The sequence below is a fragment of the Actinomadura sp. NPDC048955 genome, assembly GCF_040649435.1.
GTDB classification, from domain to species: Bacteria; Actinomycetota; Actinomycetes; order Streptosporangiales; family Streptosporangiaceae; genus Spirillospora; species Spirillospora luteofluorescens.
Genome location: NZ_JBEZJI010000059.1, coordinates 36,509 through 53,481, shown reverse-complemented (window position 1 = coordinate 53,481; position 16,973 = coordinate 36,509). Strand labels below are relative to the sequence as shown.

Below are 16,973 nucleotides of genomic sequence, written 5' to 3'. Positions count from 1 at the left end.
GCCGCTCGTGCCCCTCCCGGAACACCGTCGCCGACACCTCGACCGTCTGACCCACGACCGCCTTCGCCGGCCACCGGCCGCACCCCACCACCGGCGCCACGTCCAGGATGGGGATGCGGCCGAGCTCCGCCTCCAGCTTCACCTGCATGTGTCCCGCTCCCGCTCGTCGCGCCGGGCCGTCCGGTACCGGTCGCAGACATCCATGCCCCGTCCGCAACTCACCGGCATCCGCGAAATCACAAGATCATGCAAAGAACCGTCCGGCCGCGGCGCGCTCATCGGGGTGGGGCGACCGGCGGGCGGGCGGCGCGCCGCGGCGCTAGGTTGGGCGGAAACCGAGGATCTTGGAGGTACCGCGGTGGCGGAGGGACCGGAGATCGACACGAACGTTCCGCATTCGGCGCGGGTCTGGAACCATCTGCTCGGCGGGAAGGACAACTACGAGGTCGACCAGCGGGCCGCCGAGCAGTTCCGGGCCATGTTCCCGCAGATCGTCGACATCGCCCTCGCCGACCGCGCGTTCCTCGGCAGGTCCGTCCGCCACCTCGCGGGCGAGGCCGGCGTCCGGCAGTTCCTCGACATCGGCACCGGCCTGCCGACCATGGACAACACCCATGAGGTCGCGCAGCGCGCGGCGCCGGACGCGCGCATCGTCTACGTGGACAACGATCCCCTGGTGCTGACCCACGCGCGGGCCCTGCTCAGCAGCAGCCCCGAGGGCGCCTGCGACTACCTCCACGCCGATCTGCGCGAACCGGGCGACATCCTGGCGAAGGCCGCCGCGACGCTCGACTTCGGAAGGCCGGTGGCGATCATGCTGCTGGGCGTCATGCACTTCGTCCACGACGACGGCGAGGCCCGCCGGGTCCTCGACGTGCTGCTGGACGCCGTGCCGTCCGGAAGCCACCTGGTGATGACGCACGCCACCCTGGACTTCGACGCGGGGGAGACCGCCCAGGCCGAGGCGCAGCAGGACTGGAACGAGAAGTCGGCCAATCCGATGGTCCCGCGCACGCGCGCGGCCGTCACCCGCTTCTTCGACGGCCTCGAACTCCTGGACCCCGGAGTCGTCTCCATGTCCAGGTGGCGTCCCGAGCACACTCCCTGGGGCGAGCCCGCCGAAGTGGCCGGTTACGCCGCCGTCGCCCGCAAGCCCTGACCCTTCCCGCGCGAGGGAGGGCGGACGGCGCCCGCGGGCGTCGGCGGCTAGGTCCTGTGTCGAAGTGGCTCCGGTCAAGCGTGCGAACGCGTGACCTGGCCGGTGGAGCGAAGCCGGAGGCGAGCGGAGCCGGGCAGATCGCGAAGCGATGCCGCGTTCGCCAAGTCTCGGTCACGTAGCGAGCCGCCAGGCGAGCGAAGTGGGCCGGGACTGTGGAAAACACAGCCGCCAGGCGAGCGAAGTGGGCCGGGACTTTGAAACACAGGCTAGCTGGCCGCGCGGATGACCGAGGCGATGCCGTCGGACGTCGTGACGAGGCGCTGGTACTCCGGCCTCCGCAGCTCCCCGCCCATGAACGGGTACGGGTTGCGGTGCACGGCCGGGCTCGGCTCCTCGCTGAGCGCGGCGAAGTGGATCTCGGTGGCGCCGGTCGCGGCCACGACCCGCGCGACGTTGCGGTCGGTGACGCCGCCGCCGGGCATCACGATGACGCGGTCGCCCGCGTGCCGCACCAGCTCGGCGATCAGCGGCGCGCCCTCCAGCGCGCTCGCGTCCTGCCCGGACGTCAGGACGCGGGCCACGCCGAGGCCGGCGAGGACGTCCAGCGCGCCGAACGGGTCGGCGGCCATGTCGAAGGCCCGGTGGAAGGTGACGGGCAGCCCGCCCGCCGCCGCCATGAGCCGCTCGACGACCGGGCGGTCGACCGTCCCCTCCGGGGTGAGCGCGCCGATCACCACGCCGTGCGCGCCCGCCTCCCGGACGAGCGCCACGTCGTGCTCCATCGCCGCGACCTCGTGCTCGTCGAAGATGAAGTCGCCGCCGCGCGGGCGGATGATGACGTGCACCCTGATCGACGACACGGCCGCGAGCGCGGCGCGGACCGTCCCCAGCGTCGGGGTGAGCCCCCCGTCGAACAGTGCCGCGCACAGCTCGACGCGCTGGGCGCCCGCCTTCTCGGCGGCGACGGCGCCCGCGACGCTGTCGATGCAGATCTCGTAGGTGAGGCTCACGAACGTCCTTCCGGGATGGTGCGGATCTCGCCCACCGGGCGCCCGCCGCCGAGAACGGGGACGGTGCCCAGCGGGTCGGCCGGGGTGGTGTCGGCGCCGAGCGCGGCGAGCGCGCGCAGCGCGATGGCGGTGGTGGCGCGGGGGCTGCCGTCGATGACCTTCACCGCGACGGCGCGGCCCTCGGCGGTGGCGGCGACGAGCACGCCCTCCGCGCCGCCCTTGACGACCGAGCCGGGCAGCGCCCGCATGAACTCGGTGTTGACGTGGCCCGTCCCGCCGACGTACTCGGGGTGGGCGCGCATGGCGTCCGCGACCGGGCGGGCGTCCCCGGCGATGACGAGGGAGCGCGCGGCCCGGGCCAGGCCGGTCAGGGTGAGGCCGAACAGCGGCGCGCCGCACCCGTCGATCGCGACGGGCGAGGGGTCCTCCCCGGCGCAGTCGGCCATCACCTGCCGCACCAGCTGCTGCAGGGGGTGCGACGGGTCGAGGTAGGTGTCGGGCGGCCAGCCGTTGGCGGCGCACGCGGCGAGCATGGCGGCGTGCTTGCCGGAGCAGTTCATCCGCACCCGCGACTCGCCCTCGCCCGCCCTGATCAGCGCGTTCCGCGTCGCCTCGTCCTCGGGCCAGGACGGCGGGCACCGCAGCGCGTCCGCGCCCAGTCCCGCGTCCGACAGGATCCCCTCGACGGTCTTGACGTGGAAGTCCTCGCCGGTGTGGCTGCCCGCCGCGATCGCGAGGCGCTCCCCGTCCAGCGGCGCGCCCGCCTTCAGGCAGGCGAGCGCCTGGAACGGCTTGGTCGTGGAGCGCGGCAGGACGGTCTCCCCGACGGCGCCCCGCGCGTGGGCGAGGGTGCCGTCCGGGGCGAGTCCGGCGACGCTGCCGTAGTGGCGGCTTTCGGGGAAGCCGTTGCGCACGACCTCCGCCAGTACTTCGTACATGTCGGTCCTCACGGTCGCGCCGCCGGGGCGGCCTCGCGGACGGCGCGGGACGGACGGGTCCGCTGCCGCGCCTCCAGCGTCCGCGCGAGCTTGGCCAGCGACGCGTTGATCACCAGGTAGATCAGCGCGATCACCAGGTAGGTCTGGATGAGCAGATGGTTGTAGTTCGCCAGCACCTTCCCGCTGTAGAGCAGTTCGGCGTAGCTGACGACGTACCCGAGCGAGGTGTCCTTCAGCAGCCCGGCGGACTGGCTGACCAGCGACGGCAGGACGCGCCGCGCCGCCTGCGGCAGCACGACGAGCCGCATCGCCCGCCCGCGGGTCAGGCCCAGCGCGAGCCCCGCCTCCAGCTGCCCGCGCTCCACCGACCGGATCCCGGCCCGGAAGATCTCGGCGAACGCGGCGGCGTTGGACACCGACAGCGGGACGACGAGCTTCCAGAACAGCGGGAGGTCGAGGCCGTACTTCGGCAGCGCGAACAGCACGATGTAGACCAGCAGCAGCGCCGGGACCGTCCGGACGATCTCGACGTAGGCCGCCGACGGGACGCGCAGCCACCGCGCCGGCGACAGCCGCCCGAGCGCGAGCGCGACGCCCGCCGCCATGGCGAGGACGATCGACACGGCCGCGGCGTACAGCGTGGAGCGAAGGCCCTCCAGCAGGTACCGCCACATCGGCCACGTCCCGTACGGGCGCCACCGGTCGGCGGCGAGCTGGCCGTTCTCGCCGAACTGGCGCAGCGCGAGCGCGACCAGGACGGCGCCGCCGAGCAGCGTCAGCGCGGTGGCGATCCGGATGCGGCGCCGGGCGCGGGGGCCCGGCTCGTCGAACAGCAGGCGCGAGGAGCTCATCGCAGGATCGCCAGCTTCCGTTCCAGGCCGCCGGTCACCAGGCCGAAGACCGCCGACAGCGCCATGTACGCCAGGCCCGCCGTCACGAAGATCCAGATCGGCTGCGCCTCGGCGAGGTTGACCCGGTTCGCGGCGGCGGTCAGCTCGACCACGCCGACCGCGGCGGCCAGCGCCGTGTTCATCAGCGTCATGATCGCGATGTTGCCGAGCGGCTGGACGACCGTCCGCAGCGCCTGCGGGAGGACGACCAGCCGCAGCGACTGGACGAACGTCAGCCCGAGCGCGCGGGCGGCCTCGCCCTGCCCGGCCGGCACCGCGTTGATCCCGGAGCGGATCGCCTCGGCCGTGTACGCCCCCTGGTAGAGGGCGATCACGATGACCGAGGTGGTGAACAGCCCGGCGATCACCCCGATCTCGGGGAGCCCGAACACGGCGATGACGAGCCACACCAGCAGCGGGATGTTCTGCAGGACCTCGACGTAGGCCATCCCGGCGGCGCGCAGCACGCGCACCGGGCTGACCCGCATCGCGGCGACGGCGATCCCCGTCGCGAGGGCTCCGGCGAGGGCCAGCAGCGTCAGCTCGACGGTGAGCAGGAGGCCGTCGCCGAACTCCCCGAGGTGGTCGGTGATGACGTTCATGACAGGGCGGGGCCTCCGCTCACTCCGAGCCCGGGGCCGAGCCGATCGCGGGCGGCTGCGGCGCCTCGCCCTGCACGACCGTCCCGATCGAGTTCTTCCAGACCTTCGCCCACAGGCCCGACTGCTGGATCTGCTTGAGCCAGTCGTTGACGAACTGCTTCATCTGCGCGTCGCCGTGCTTGAGGCCGATGCCGTACGGGTCGCTGGTGAACGGCTTGCCCTGGATCTGGATGGAGGGGTCCTGCTTGGCGGTCGCGAGCAGCACGGCCTCGTCCTGGACGTAGGCGTCGCCGCGCCCCTGCTTGAGCGCCTGCACGCACTCGGGGTCGCTGCCGAACGTGACGATCTTCGCGCCCGGGGCGGCCTTCTTGATGGCCGGGATCGCCGGGGTGTTGGCGCCCGCGATGACGGTCTTGCCCTTCAGGTCGGCGGGGGCCTTGATCCCGGTCTCGTCCTTCTTGGTGGCGATGACCAGGCCGGAGCTGTAGTACGGCCCGGCGAACGCGACCTGCTTGGCACGTTCCGGAGTGATGCTGTAGGTCTGGAACACCACGTCCACGGTGCCGTTGGACAGCAGCGCCTCGCGGGTCTCCGACGCCGAGTTGACGATCTTCACGTTGGGCTTGCCGATGATGTACTTGGCGAGCAGCCGGCCGAAGTCGGCGTCCAGCCCCTCGACCTTCTTCGTCGCCGGGTTCTGCTGGGACAGCAGCGGCGCGTCCAGCGAGCCGCCCACGACCAGCTCGCCGCGCTGCTTGATCTTCTCCATGGTGGAGCCGGCGGGCAGGTTCGCGGCGACCGGGGCCGAGGCCGCCAGGTCGTCGCCGCTGCCGCCGCCGGAGCCGGGAACCGCGGAGTCGGAGTCGCCGCCGGAGCAGGCCGCCAGGCCCGTCAGCGACAGCGCGGCCACCGCGGCCACCGCCGCCCGCCGCATCCCCGCAGGGGTACGCACCATGATCATCAACCTTTCTCGGGTGGCGCGCCATGGGCGGCGCGCCGGGGTCGCACTAGTGGCTGAGGACCTTGGCCAGGAAGTCCCGGGCCCGGTCGCTGGCGGGGGAGTCGAAGAAGGCGGCCGGCGCGCCGGTCTCGACGACCTCGCCGTCCGCCATGAACACGACGCGGTCGGCGACCCGGCGGGCGAACCCCATCTCGTGGGTGACGACCACCATCGTCATGCCGTCGCGGGCGAGGCCCGTCATCACGTCGAGGACCTCGCCGACCATCTCGGGGTCGAGCGCCGAGGTCGGCTCGTCGAACAGCATCGCCTTCGGCCGCATCGCGAGCGCGCGGGCGATCGCGGCGCGCTGCTGCTGGCCGCCCGACAGCTGCGCGGGCAGCTTGCCGGCCTGCTCGCCGATGCCGACCCGGTCGAGCAGTTCGCGCGCGGTCCGCTCGGCCTCGGCGCGCGAGACGCCGCGCACCCGGGTGGGCGCGAGCGTCAGGTTCTCCAGGACGGTCTTGTGCTGGAACAGGTTGAACGACTGGAACACCATGCCGACGTCCGCGCGGAGGCGGGCGAGGGCGCGGCCCTCCTCGGGCAGCTCCTCGCCGTCGATGCGGACGACGCCGGAGTCCGGCGTCTCCAGCCGGTTCAGGCACCGGCACAGCGTCGACTTGCCCGACCCTGACGGGCCGACCACCACGACGACCTCGCCGCGGGCCACGTCCAGGTCCACGTCGCGCAGGGCCGTGTGATCGCCGAAGCGCTTGTACAGCCCGCGAACCTCGATCATTCGGTCACCTTCGTTCCAACTTCCTTCGAAATCGAAGTCAAAGAGGACGATAGAGCGTCAAATCGACGTAAGTCAACGCGTTGCCGTACCAAGTTCGCGCATGCTATCTATCTGGGGTGCGTAACAGCAGAGACGACGGACCGGCGGCACTCGTGCGGCTGGTGGCGACCGGCCAGGCGGAGTCGCGGGCCGAGCTCGCCCGGCTCTCCGGCCTCGCCGCCTCCAGCGTCTCGCTGCGGGTCGAGCAGCTCATCGAGGCCGGCCTGTTCGCAGAGGAAGGCGCCGGGGCCTCGCGCGGGGGCCGGCGGCCCCGCCGCCTTCGGCTCGCCCGCGAGGCGGGCATGCACCTGGTCGCCGACCTCGGCGCGCACCACGCCCGCCTCGCGGTCGCCGACCTCGCCGGGACGCCCCTCGCGCTGTCCGACCTCGCGTGCGACATCGCCGTCGGGCCCGAGGAGACGCTGGCGGCGGTCCTGCGCAGCCTGCACGCCCTCGCCGGCGACCACGGCCTGCGCGACGTCCCCGTCCGCGGCGTCGGGATCGGGCTTCCCGGTCCGGTCGACCCGGCGACGGGCCAGGTCGTCTCGCCCTCGCGCATGCCCGGCTGGAACGACTTCCCCGTCCGCGACTACACGGCCGGCCTCGCCGGCGTCCCGGCCCTGGTCGAGAACGACGCCAACCTCATGGCCGTCGGCGAGCACCGCGCGTCATGGCCGGCGCTCGACAACGTGATGGTCATCAAGCTCGGCAGCGGCATCGGCTGCGGCGTCATCGTGGACGGGCGGCTGCACCGGGGGCGCGGCGCGGCGGGCGACATCAGCCACGTCCGGATCCTGTCCGAGGCCACCGTCGACTGCTCCTGCGGCCACCCCGACTGCCTGGAGGCCCACGCCAGCGGCGCCGCCCTCGCCGCGTCCCTGGCCGCCCAGGGCATCGAGGCGGACAACCCGTCCCGGATCGTCGACCTCGTCACCGACGGCGTCCCCCAGGCGACCAGCGCGGTGCGCACGGCCGGGCGCCTGATCGGCGACGTGCTGACCGCGCTCGTGAACTTCTTCAACCCCGACGCGCTCGTCATCGGCGGCAGCCTGTCCAACGCCGAGCCGCTGGTCGCGACGATCCGGGGGGTCATCTACGAGCGCTGCCTGCCGCTCGCCACCCGCAACCTGGAGATCGCCACCTCCCGCGCGGGCCGCGACGCCAGCATCCTCGGCGCCGGCCACCTGCTCCTCGGCGCCGCGGACGAGTGGATCGACCGCGCCCTGGAGCGCTGAGGGGCTACGCGCCCGCCGACGCCGACAGCGCCTCGCGGGCCGTCGCCACGTCCGGCGCGATCGCGACGCGGCGCTGGAGCCCCGCCACCTCCGACACCCGGCGGACGATCCCGCGCGGCGGCAGCACCACCCACATGGGCACGCCCAGTTCGCTCGCCCGCATCTGCGACCGCGTGATGACGTTCAGGCCGTTGGAGTCGCAGAACGTGCAACCGGTCAGGTCGAGGATCAGTGCGGGCGTCCCGGCGTCCAGAAGCCGGACGGCCTGGGCGAGGACGGCCTCGCCGTTGCTGAGGTCGACCTCGTCCGGGAACGTCAGCGTCCCGCAGGTCTCCGTGCGCTCCACGCGCCCCACTCCGAGATCCATGACTCGCCCCAAAGCCGATTTCCTCACCTGGATGACAACGGGGGGTACTTCACTGCGACTGTAAGCTCCAAAGCTGGACGAAACCTGAAAGAAAGAGTCAAGTCTAGGACCTCCCTCGCCCATATCGCCGACGATCCCGTTCACTAGCGTTTGATCCTGTTTTGTCGAGTTGGAGGACGCGTGCCGGAGCCGCTCACCCTCGCCGCCGTCCAGCCGCCCTCCACGTCACACGACGTGGCGGCGAACGTGACGGAGCACGTCCTGACCATTCATGCCGCCCACTCCAGGGTGGTCCTCTTTCCCGAGCTCTCCCTGACCGGATACGAACTTGACGCTCAGGACGTCGTCCCGGATGACCCCCGCCTGGAACCTTTGATCAAAGCGTGCGCGTCCTCGAACACCGTCGCCCTCGTGGGCGCCCCGGTCGGCGGGAGCATCGCGATGCTCCGGGTGGACTCCACCGGCATCACGGTCGCCTATCGCAAGATGTGGCTGGGCCACATCGAGGTGGACCAATTCGAACCGGGCGAGAAGCCCGCCGTCATCACCGTCGACGGCCGCCGCCTCGGCCTCGCCATCTGCAAGGACACGGGCGTCCGGCGCCACGCGGCCGACACCGCCGCACTCGGCGTCGACGCCTACCTCGGCGGCGTGTGCGAGGACGACGCGGACGTCCTCGCGAACCGGTCCCGCCGGATCGCCGCCGAGCACGGCGTCTGGGTGGCGTTCGCCAGTTTCGCGGGCATGACGGGCGGCGGCTACGAGCCGGCCGCCGGATGCTCCAGCATCCGCACCCCGGCGGGCCTCGTCGCCGCCCAGGCGGGCCCGGAACCGGGCGGCATCGCCCGGGCGGTCCTGGTCTGACCACCGCCCTTGTCACACGAAAGCCCTATATTTCCCCCTACGCCTGCACGTCGCGCGGACCCGGGGGTGGGAATGAGCTCGGACCCAGTCGTCATCGACGGCGGCGACCGTTCCTGCGTGCGCCTCCTGCTCGAACTGCGCGGCCACATCGCCGGCCTGGCGCCCGGGACCGTCGTCCACCTCATCGCCGCCGACCCCGCGGCCCCCATCGACCTGCCCGCCTGGTGCCACCTGACCGGCCACCACTACCTGGGCCCCGTGGACGGCTCACCCACTCCCACCTACGCGCTCCGGGTGGCGGCCGACGCCCGCCCGACCTCACCGGAATCCCCCTGGCGCCCCCGCTGACCGCCGGGCCCGGCGGCCGCCGGCGACGCTCCGCGCCCCCTCACTCTTCGCGTGCCGCGCGCCGCGCCGCGGTCCGGACGGCGTCCGCCATGGTCGCGTCGCCCCGGGCCCGGTAGCCCGCGATGACGCCCGCGATGTCGGCCTCGGGGCGGTTCTGGCTCATCTTCACCTTGGCCTCGACGCGAGTGACGCGCAGCTCCAGGCCCACGATCGCGCGCAGCTGACCGGCGACGAACGCGGGCGGGGCGTCGTCGACCGCCCAGGACGGGTCGCGGCCCTGCTCGTGGCGTTCGGTCAGGCGGCGGACCATCGACTCCACCCACGCCGGGTCGTCGTGCACGACGAGGCGGCCGTAGACGTGGGCGGTGAGGTAGTTCCACGTCGGCACCACGCGCCCGTGCTCGGCCTTGGACGCGTACCAGGACGGCGACACGTACGCGTCCGGCCCGTGGACGATGAGCAGCGACTCCCCGGACGCGGGCTCGCGCCACTGGTCGTTGTTGCGCGCCACGTGCGCCAGCACCGCGCCGTGCTCGCCGACCGTCGGGTCGTACAGGACGGGCAGGTACGTCGCGGTCAGCCCCCGCGGGGAGACGGTGACGAGATCGGCCGCCCCGCACCCGGCCAGCAGCTCCCTGACCTCGGCGTCGTCCGCCGAGAAATGCGCCGGTACGTACATGGACGCGACGCTACCCCACGGCGATGTCGGGGCCGCGTGCGAAGCTGGTGGGGTGAGCGCCGATGAAGAGCGTGACGGGGTTCGGCTGACGAACCTCGACCAGCCCCTGTTCGAGGGGGCGGACGCGACGAAACGCGACCTGGTCGACTACCTGGACGCCGTCGCCGGCTGCCTGGTCCCGCAGCTCGAGGGCCGGCCGCTGTCGGTCAAGCGCGTGCTGCGCGGCCAGAAGCCGTTCATGCAGAAGAACACGCCGAAGTACACCCCGTCCTGGGTGCGGACGGTGGCGGTCTGGGCGGCGACGTCGCAGCGGGAGGTGTCCTACGCGCTGTGCGACGACCGCCGCACGCTGCTGTGGTTCGCGAACCAGCGCGCCGTCGAGTACCACCCGCCGCTCGTGCGCGCCGAGACGTGGGACAGGCCCACCCACCTGGTCATCGACATCGACCCGCCCGGCGCGGACGCGTTCGGCGACGCGGTCGCCGCCGCCCACCTCGTGCGCCGCGCGATGGACGACTCGGGCCTGCGGGGCGCCGTCAAGACCAGCGGCGCCAAGGGCGTCCACGTGTTCGTCCCCCTGGACGGCGCCACGCGCGTCGAGGACGTCGCCGCCGCGACGCGCGCCCTGGCCGTCCGCGCCGAGCGGCTCGACCCCGGCCTGGTCACGACGGCGTTCATCCGCGAGGACCGCGGCGGCAAGGTGTTCCTCGACTCGACCCGCGCGGGCGGCGCGACCGTCGTCGCCGCCTACAGCCCGCGGATCCGTCCGGGCACGCCCGTCTCGTTCCCCGTGGCCTGGGACGACCTCGACCGGGTGGCGCCTTCCGACTTCACGATCCGCACGGCCGCCGCGGCGCTCGCGGGGCGCGACGTCTGGACCGGCCTCATGCCGGAGCCGCAGGCGGTCCCCGCCGACCTGGTCGAGCAGGGCCACACGATCCCGATCGCCCGGGTCCAGGCGATGCACGAGGGCAAGCGCCGGGCCCGGGCGCGCCGCGACGGCTAGCGGAGCCGCTCAGGAACCGAGCACCACGGGCAGCGTCCGGTGGCCGTTGGAGATGAACGACTCGACCGGCCTCAGGTCGGCGGGGTCGACGGCGAGCGCCATGTCGGGGAAGCGGGCGAAGAGCGCCGGCAGCGCGATCTCCGCTTCCAGCCGCGCGAGGTGGGAGCCGACGCAGTAGTGCACGCCGTGCCCGAAGGAGATGTGCTCCTTGTTCGCGCGCCTGAGGTCGAACAGGTCGGCGTCGTCGCCGTGCAGGGCGAGGTCGCGTCCCGCGGCGGCGTAGGCGGCGAGGATCGCCTCGCCCTTGCCGATCGTCACGCCGTCGACGTCGATGTCCTCCACGGCGTAGCGCAGCGGCAGGTTCGCGACCGGCGCCTGCCAGCGCAGCGACTCCTCGATGACCTCCGTCCACGGCACCTCGCCGGACCGGACGAGCGCGTACTGCTCCGGGTGCGTCAGCAGCGCCGTGATCGCCTGGTCGAGCAGGTTCACCGTCGTCTCGTGCCCGGCGGAGATCATCAGGATCAGCGTGTCGACCAGCTCCTGCTCGCTCAGCCGCGAGCCGTCCTCGTCGCGGGAGGAGATCAGCACGCCGGCCAGGTCGTCGGCGGGCTCGCGCCGCCGGAACGCGACGAACTCCTGGAGGATCCCGTACATCTCGGTCTGGTTGGCGAAGGCTTCCTCGGCGGTCAGCGCCGTGTTGAAGACGCCGTCCACGCAGCGGCGCAGCGCGGGCCGGGTCTCGTCGGGGACGCCGAACAGCCGGCAGATCACCTCGATGGGCAGCGGGTAGGCGAACGCCTCGCGCAGGTCGGCGCGGCCGCCGGGGGAGGCGGCCAGGCCGTCCAGGAGCGACCGGGTGATCTCCTCGACGTCCGGCCGCAGCGCCTCGGTGCGGCGCGGGGTGAACGCCCGCGAGATGATGGTGCGGAGCCGCCGGTGGTCGTCGCCGTAGGCGGTGAACATGTTCCGCACCGAGACCCACAGGCTCAGCGGCCAGTCCTCCGCGATCTCACCGTTGATCCATTTCGTCCAGTGCAGGTTCGGATTCTTGGACACCCGCGGATCGGCCAGCAGTCGTTTCAGCTGCTCCTGGCCGGTCACCGCCCAGGCGACGACGCCTCCGGGCAGTTCCACGGGGGTCACCGGCCCCCGCGACCGCAGCTTCGCGGCCTCTCCCTGGACGTCGCTGCCGGCCGGGTCGATGACGAGCGGGATCTCCATTGAGGTCCTCTCCAAGCGGGATATGGAACATGTCCGTAACGACATGCATGCGATGAGCGACGGGTGCCAACGTAAGGGGTCGTGGCGCCTTACCGCCAATTCACCTGGAAATGGACGCGTCCCGCTCGTTTCGGCCTTTCCTTAAACAGCCGTACGGAAATCCTCAGCTCGGGTCTCGGTGTGCTGGGGCCCCGCCGCCTCACCCGTGCCCGGGCGCCGCCGCGTTGCCGGGCGGCACCTCAGGCACGGTGCCGTACGGGTGGGAACCGGGCCCGATCCGGTTCAGCCGGCGGCCGAGGCGAGGCCGGGCGGGGCGGCGGCGAGGGCCCGCTGGATGGCCTCGACGAGCGCCAGCGCCGACTCCTCGGTCAGCTCGACCGCGACGCGCGCGGACGGCCCCTCCCCGGCGTTGGTGAAGTCGATGTTCACGGTGTGCTCGTGGCAGGCGTGGTACGGGTGGTCGACGTAGACCGCGCCGCCGGTCAGCGTGAACCAGCCGTTCGCGCCCTTGGCCGCGCCGTCCAGCTCCGTCTTCACCGTCTGGTAGGTGCACATGGGGCCTCCTCTCAGGCGCCGAGGTGGCGGCCGAGGAAGGCGAAGATCTTCTCCCAGCCGTCCTTGGCCGCGGCGGGACGGAACGCGGGCCGCTCGACGGCGAAGAACGCGTGCCCCGCGCCGGGGTAGCTGTGGAACTCGTGCTCCTTGCCGAGCCTGGTCAGCTCGGCGTCCAGGGCGGCGACCTCGCCGGGCGCGGGGAACCGGTCCTCCTCGCCGAACAGGCCGAGCAGCGGGCACGACAGGCCGGGCGCCTTGGACAGGATCGACCGGGCGGAGGTCGGGTAGTCCTCGGGCGGATCGCTGACGACGAAGGCGCCGTAGCAGTCGACGGCCGCGTCGAGGTCCAGCTCGCAGGCCGCCAGGAACGCGTGCCGCCCTCCCGAGCAGTGCCCGATCACCCCGATCCGGCCGCTGGCGTGGTCGAGCGAGTTCAGATGCGCGGCGGCCCCGGCGACGTCGCCGACGAGTTGCTCGTCCGGGACACCGCCCTTGGCGCGGGCCGCGGCCGCCTGGTCGTCCGGGCTGACGCCGGCGCCCTCGCGCGAGTACAGGTTCGGGGCGATCGCGGCGTACCCGTGCGCCGCGAACGTCCGGACGAACTCCTTGGTGCCGGGGTCGTAGCCGGGCATGTGGTGGATCACCACGACGCCGCCGCGCGGGGCGTCGCCCAGCGGCCGCGCCAGGTAGGCCTCCAGCTCGTCCTCGCCGTGCCCGGTGATGGAGACCGTGCCGGCCCACATCGCGTCGCTCATGCTCGAAGCTCCGTTCCTCAGCGGGGTCCGCGCGCACGCCGTGCTCTCACCGGCGTGCGGACCGTGACAGTCTCTCGCATACCGTTGCTCAGAGCCTTAGCGGCGCTGAGCATCCCGGGCCTTTTGGCCTAGAAGGTCCGTCACAACACCAGAGCTTGGGTCTTTGGTGTGAGTACGGTCTCTCGTTTCTGTCTGTCGCTGGTGCGGCAGGGTTTCGCCACCTGCCCGCCCCGTCCCGGCCTGTCGGCGGGGGCGGGTGGTGCGGGTCTTGTGGTCGGCTCCACGAGGTTTCGGCGCCACGGGGGTGCCCAGGTCTCCGGCCACTCCGGTACCTGTTACAGCGCCTGCCGCGAGTGCGGCGAGGTTGAACGCGGCGTTGGCGTCCCGGTCGATGACCAGGCCGCAGGCGTCGCATTCGAAGGTCCGGATGTGCAGCGGCAGTTTGGCTTTCACCGCGCCGCATCCCGAGCAGGTCTTCGAGGAGGGGGACCAGCGGTCGGCGACCGCGATGCGGCAGCCGTTGCGCTGGGTCTTGTAGGTGAGTTGGCGGCGGATTTCCGCGAACCCGGCGTCGGCGATGTGGCGGGCGAGGCGTCGGTTGCGGAGCATCCCGGCGACGTTGAGGTCTTCGACCACGACGGTGCCGTACTCGGCCGCCACCTTCGTGGTGAGCTTGTGCAGTGCGTCCTGGCGGAGGTTGGCGACGCGGTGGTGGACTCGGTTGCGGGTCGCATTGGCCTTCTCCCACCGCTTGGACGGCTTGCGTCCGCTCTTGCGGTCGGGCCCCTGGCGGCGGGAGGCGATGCGGGAGGCGCGGCGCAGCCGTGTGAGCGCCGCGTCCAGGTGCCTGGGGTTGGGCTCATGGCGTACTTGGCCGGTGCTGTCGGCCATGACCGCGAGGGTCTTCACACCGAGGTCGATGCCGACCGCCGCGTCCGGCCGGCCGACCTTCACCGGGTCACGCTTGACCTCGGTCTGGAAGGAGACGAACCAGCGCCCGCGCTCGAACCTGACGGTCGCCGACAGGATCCGCGCCGTCCCGGCTTGGACGTGGGCGAAGAGCTTGGAGGTGGGTTCGTGTGTGCGGATCGTCCCGAGCCTGGGCAGCGTCACGTGACGGCCGCTGGACTCGACACGGATGGTGCCGGTGGTGAACCGGCAGGCCAGACGCGCTTTCCGTTTCGACTTCAAGCGTGGCATCCCGATCCGCTTGCCCCGCCGCTTACTCTGTTTCGACCTCGCGTAGTTGTCGAACGCGGCGGCGGCGTTGGCCAGGCCCGTGGAGTACGCCTCTTTGGAGTTCTCCTGCCACCAGGCGGCAAATCTCGGATCGGTGTGCTTGGCGGCGTTGAACGCCTTGCGCAGCGCGGGCAGCGACCAGGGCCGCCACTGAGTTAGCGCCTCTTCGGGGATGCCGTAGGACTCTTCCGCACGGCGCTGCCACCAGGACGCCTCGACCCACGCGACGGCCCAGTTGTAGGCGGCGCGGGCCGCACCGCAATGCGAGCGCAGCGCAGACTCTTGGGTGGCGTTGGGATCCAACGCGAACCGATACGCCTGCATTACGAAACCGGGCTGCGGACGGAAATTCTTCACTCGACGGCCGAGTTCGTGGCCATGGCCCTCGTGCGAGCCGCACGGTTCTTCGCCACTCGTCGCCCGTAGAGCCGTGTGCACATCGAAGTCAGCGCCTCAGTGAAGTCAGGCGTTCAGCGCGCCCGCGCCGAGGAGGCCGAACAGCAGCAGGCCGACGACGATCCGGTAGACCACGAACGAGGTGAAGCTGTGCCGCGCCACGAACCGCAGCAGCCAGGCGATGGAGGCGTAGGCCACGACGAACGACACCGCCGTGCCGACCGCGAGCGGCAGGACTCCGGCGCCCGAGCCGAGCGCGCTCGGCAGCTCGTAGATGCCGGCGCCGGTCAGCGCCGGGATGCCCATGAAGAACGACAGGCGGGTCGCGGCGACCCGGTCGAGGCCGAGCATGAGGCCCGTCGACATCGTCGCGCCCGACCGGGAGAAGCCGGGGAACAGCAGGGCGAGGATCTGCGACGAGCCGATCAGCATCGCGTCGGTGAGGGACGTGTCGTCCTCGCCGCGCTTGTGCGTGCCGAGCCGGTCGGCGGCGAACATCACGGCGCTGCCGCCGATCAGGGACCCGGCGACCACCCACAGCGAGGCGAGCGGGCCCTCGATGAGGGGCTTGGCGGCGACCCCGACGATCACGACCGGGATGGTGGCGTAGATGACCCACCAGGCGAACTTGTAGTCGTGGTGGTAGCGCTCGGATGGCCGGGCGATCCCGACGCCCCACGCCTTGACGATCCGGACGATGTCGGAGAAGAAGTACACCAGCACCGCCGCGATCGCGCCGACCTGGATGACCGCGGTGAACCCGACCACGGCCTTGTCGTCCACCGGGATGTCCATCAGACCCTCGGTGATCTTCAGATGCCCGGTCGAGGAGACCGGGAGGAACTCGGTCAGGCCCTCCACGATCCCGAGGACGATCGCCTGCCCGACATTGATCACGCTCAAGGACCCAGTTCCTCTCCGACCTGCGCTGGCTTCGCGCCGAGCCTACTGCCGCGCCGCGGCCGGATCCCGCGACGGGAACGATAACTTCACTGATCGTTAACCCGGCGGACCGCCTTCGGTCACGCTCGGCTCCGGCCGGCCTGGTCCGGGCGTGTGCTACCGGCCGGAGCCGGCCAGGGCGGCGACCGCCGCGAGGTCGCGCCAGGCGTCGCCGGGGCGCAGCGTCTCGTCCGGGTCGCCGTTGAAGGGATCGAGGAGGACCGTGCCCGCGCCGAGCAGCCGCAGCTGCTCCAGGTCGTCGGCGACCTGGTCGAGGGTCCCCTCTCCCGTGAGCCGGTCGGGACCGGTGACGGGGGAGGACGTCAGCCGCAGGGCGATGCGGGGCTCCAGGCCGGGCATCGGGCGCCCCTGCTCGTCCGCGACGGCCTTCAACCGCTCCAGCGCACCGCGGAGCCAGGGGAGGGCGAAGCGCAGGGGGTGCCAGGCGTCGCCGACGCGCACGGCCCGGCGGAGCGCGGCGTCGCTGTTGCCGCCGATCCAGAGGGGGATCCGCCCCGCGCGGTAGTCGCCCTCGTCCTCCCAGGCGGCGCGGATCGCCCGCAGGTACTCGTCGGTGAGGGCGCCGCGCCGGGTGTACGGGACCCCGAGCGCGGCGTACTCCTCGCGGGCCCAGCCGACCCCGGCGCCGAGGACGAACCGCCCGCCGCTCAGGTCGTTGAGGTTGGCGGCCATGCGCGCGATGAGGAGCGGATGCCGGTACGGGACGACCAGCACGGTGGTGCCGAGCCGCACCCGTTCGGTCACGCCGGCGAGCCAGGAGAGCGTGGTGAACGGCTCGTAGAACGGCGCCGGGTACTGCGCGGCGACGTCGGCCGTGATCGCGACGTGGTCGGAGACCATCAGCAGGTCGAAGCCGAGGCCCTCGACCGTCCGCGCCCACTGCCGCAGGACGCCCGGGTCGGTGCCGGGGCCGAAGTTGGGGACGTTCACACCGAGGCGCATCGCCCCAGGCTAGTGGCACGGTCCAG

General features: G+C 72.4%; 20 protein-coding genes. 5 read left to right on the top strand and 15 right to left on the bottom strand.

All coding sequences use genetic code 11. From position 1 onward, the window contains the following. Positions 1 to 148 (bottom strand): maltotransferase domain-containing protein (locus AB0C84_RS37050; RefSeq protein WP_361075324.1); only part of this gene is annotated, 148 nt, incomplete at its 3' end. A 210-nt stretch (positions 149 to 358) separates the two neighbouring features. On the opposite strand from AB0C84_RS37050, the gene AB0C84_RS37045 reads away from it, so the two are divergent. Further along, positions 359 to 1,159, top strand: a complete 801-nt coding sequence (locus tag AB0C84_RS37045; protein ID WP_361075316.1) for an SAM-dependent methyltransferase — start codon at positions 359 to 361, stop codon at positions 1,157 to 1,159. Between the two features lie 266 nt (positions 1,160 to 1,425). On the opposite strand, the gene AB0C84_RS37040 is transcribed toward AB0C84_RS37045, so the two are convergent. The 6 genes from AB0C84_RS37040 to AB0C84_RS37015 are packed head-to-tail and all read right to left on the bottom strand — an operon-like array spanning position 1,426 to position 6,335. Further along, on the bottom strand, positions 1,426 to 2,169 hold the full coding sequence (locus AB0C84_RS37040; protein WP_361075314.1) for a copper homeostasis protein CutC: 744 nt from the start codon (positions 2,167 to 2,169) through the stop codon (positions 1,426 to 1,428). Further along, complete coding sequence (locus tag AB0C84_RS37035) at positions 2,166 to 3,107, bottom strand: asparaginase (protein WP_361075312.1); 942 nt, start codon at positions 3,105 to 3,107, stop codon at positions 2,166 to 2,168. Before AB0C84_RS37035 ends, AB0C84_RS37040 begins: the two co-directional genes overlap by 4 nt. Positions 3,108 to 3,115: 8 nt before the next feature. Then, a complete protein-coding gene (locus tag AB0C84_RS37030) occupies positions 3,116 to 3,958 on the bottom strand; it encodes an amino acid ABC transporter permease (RefSeq protein WP_258943145.1) in 843 nt (280 codons plus the stop codon). Then, entirely contained in the window at positions 3,955 to 4,599 is a 645-nt protein-coding gene (locus tag AB0C84_RS37025; protein ID WP_179847852.1) for an amino acid ABC transporter permease, read from the bottom strand. Before AB0C84_RS37025 ends, AB0C84_RS37030 begins: the two co-directional genes overlap by 4 nt. A 19-nt stretch (positions 4,600 to 4,618) precedes the next feature. Then, positions 4,619 to 5,554: a glutamate ABC transporter substrate-binding protein gene (locus tag AB0C84_RS37020; RefSeq protein ID WP_179847853.1), complete on the bottom strand. Its 936-nt coding sequence runs from the start codon at positions 5,552 to 5,554 to the stop codon at positions 4,619 to 4,621. 52 nt (positions 5,555 to 5,606) lie between these two features. Next, on the bottom strand, positions 5,607 to 6,335 hold the full coding sequence (locus AB0C84_RS37015) for an amino acid ABC transporter ATP-binding protein (protein WP_258943148.1): 729 nt from the start codon (positions 6,333 to 6,335) through the stop codon (positions 5,607 to 5,609). A 116-nt stretch (positions 6,336 to 6,451) separates the two neighbouring features. On the opposite strand from AB0C84_RS37015, the gene AB0C84_RS37010 reads away from it, so the two are divergent. Next, positions 6,452 to 7,609, top strand: a complete 1,158-nt coding sequence (locus tag AB0C84_RS37010; protein WP_361075309.1) for an ROK family protein — start codon at positions 6,452 to 6,454, stop codon at positions 7,607 to 7,609. A 4-nt stretch (positions 7,610 to 7,613) separates the two neighbouring features. Here the strand turns inward: AB0C84_RS37010 and AB0C84_RS37005 are convergent, their stop codons facing one another. After that, positions 7,614 to 7,976, bottom strand: a complete 363-nt coding sequence (locus AB0C84_RS37005) for an STAS domain-containing protein (protein ID WP_258943150.1) — start codon at positions 7,974 to 7,976, stop codon at positions 7,614 to 7,616. 180 nt (positions 7,977 to 8,156) lie between these two features. On the opposite strand from AB0C84_RS37005, the gene AB0C84_RS37000 reads away from it, so the two are divergent. After that, positions 8,157 to 8,840, top strand: a complete 684-nt coding sequence (locus tag AB0C84_RS37000; RefSeq protein ID WP_361075307.1) for a carbon-nitrogen hydrolase family protein — start codon at positions 8,157 to 8,159, stop codon at positions 8,838 to 8,840. A gap of 72 nt (positions 8,841 to 8,912) precedes the next feature. Continuing rightward, entirely contained in the window at positions 8,913 to 9,188 is a 276-nt protein-coding gene (locus AB0C84_RS36995) for a sulfurtransferase TusA family protein (RefSeq protein WP_361075305.1), read from the top strand. A 40-nt stretch (positions 9,189 to 9,228) separates the two neighbouring features. On the opposite strand, the gene AB0C84_RS36990 is transcribed toward AB0C84_RS36995, so the two are convergent. After that, positions 9,229 to 9,867 carry an FMN-binding negative transcriptional regulator gene (locus AB0C84_RS36990; protein WP_361075303.1) on the bottom strand — a complete coding sequence of 213 codons (639 nt, stop codon included), beginning with the start codon at positions 9,865 to 9,867 and terminating at the stop codon, positions 9,229 to 9,231. A 52-nt stretch (positions 9,868 to 9,919) separates the two neighbouring features. On the opposite strand from AB0C84_RS36990, the gene AB0C84_RS36985 reads away from it, so the two are divergent. Continuing rightward, entirely contained in the window at positions 9,920 to 10,873 is a 954-nt protein-coding gene (locus tag AB0C84_RS36985) for an ATP-dependent DNA ligase (protein ID WP_361075301.1), read from the top strand. A 9-nt stretch (positions 10,874 to 10,882) separates the two neighbouring features. Here the strand turns inward: AB0C84_RS36985 and AB0C84_RS36980 are convergent, their stop codons facing one another. The 6 genes from AB0C84_RS36980 to AB0C84_RS36955 form a co-directional block, all read right to left on the bottom strand. Continuing rightward, the gene (locus AB0C84_RS36980; RefSeq protein ID WP_246396248.1) at positions 10,883 to 12,112 is read right to left on the bottom strand and encodes a cytochrome P450; all 1,230 of its coding nucleotides are present in this window, start codon (positions 12,110 to 12,112) and stop codon (positions 10,883 to 10,885) included. Positions 12,113 to 12,379: 267 nt separating this feature from the next. Next, positions 12,380 to 12,652, bottom strand: a complete 273-nt coding sequence (locus AB0C84_RS36975; protein WP_361075299.1) for a DUF6295 family protein — start codon at positions 12,650 to 12,652, stop codon at positions 12,380 to 12,382. 11 nt (positions 12,653 to 12,663) lie between these two features. Further along, positions 12,664 to 13,407 (bottom strand): dienelactone hydrolase family protein, encoded by a 744-nt coding sequence (locus AB0C84_RS36970; RefSeq protein WP_361075297.1) that lies wholly within the window; start codon positions 13,405 to 13,407, stop codon positions 12,664 to 12,666. Between the two features lie 96 nt (positions 13,408 to 13,503). Beyond that, on the bottom strand, positions 13,504 to 14,970 hold the full coding sequence (tnpB, locus tag AB0C84_RS36965; RefSeq protein WP_361075322.1) for an IS607 family element RNA-guided endonuclease TnpB: 1,467 nt from the start codon (positions 14,968 to 14,970) through the stop codon (positions 13,504 to 13,506). Positions 14,971 to 15,108: 138 nt separating this feature from the next. Continuing rightward, on the bottom strand, positions 15,109 to 15,939 hold the full coding sequence (locus tag AB0C84_RS36960; protein WP_258943256.1) for an undecaprenyl-diphosphate phosphatase: 831 nt from the start codon (positions 15,937 to 15,939) through the stop codon (positions 15,109 to 15,111). Positions 15,940 to 16,101: 162 nt separating this feature from the next. Then, complete coding sequence (locus AB0C84_RS36955; RefSeq protein WP_361075295.1) at positions 16,102 to 16,947, bottom strand: LLM class flavin-dependent oxidoreductase; 846 nt, start codon at positions 16,945 to 16,947, stop codon at positions 16,102 to 16,104. Positions 16,948 to 16,973 lie beyond the last annotated feature (26 nt).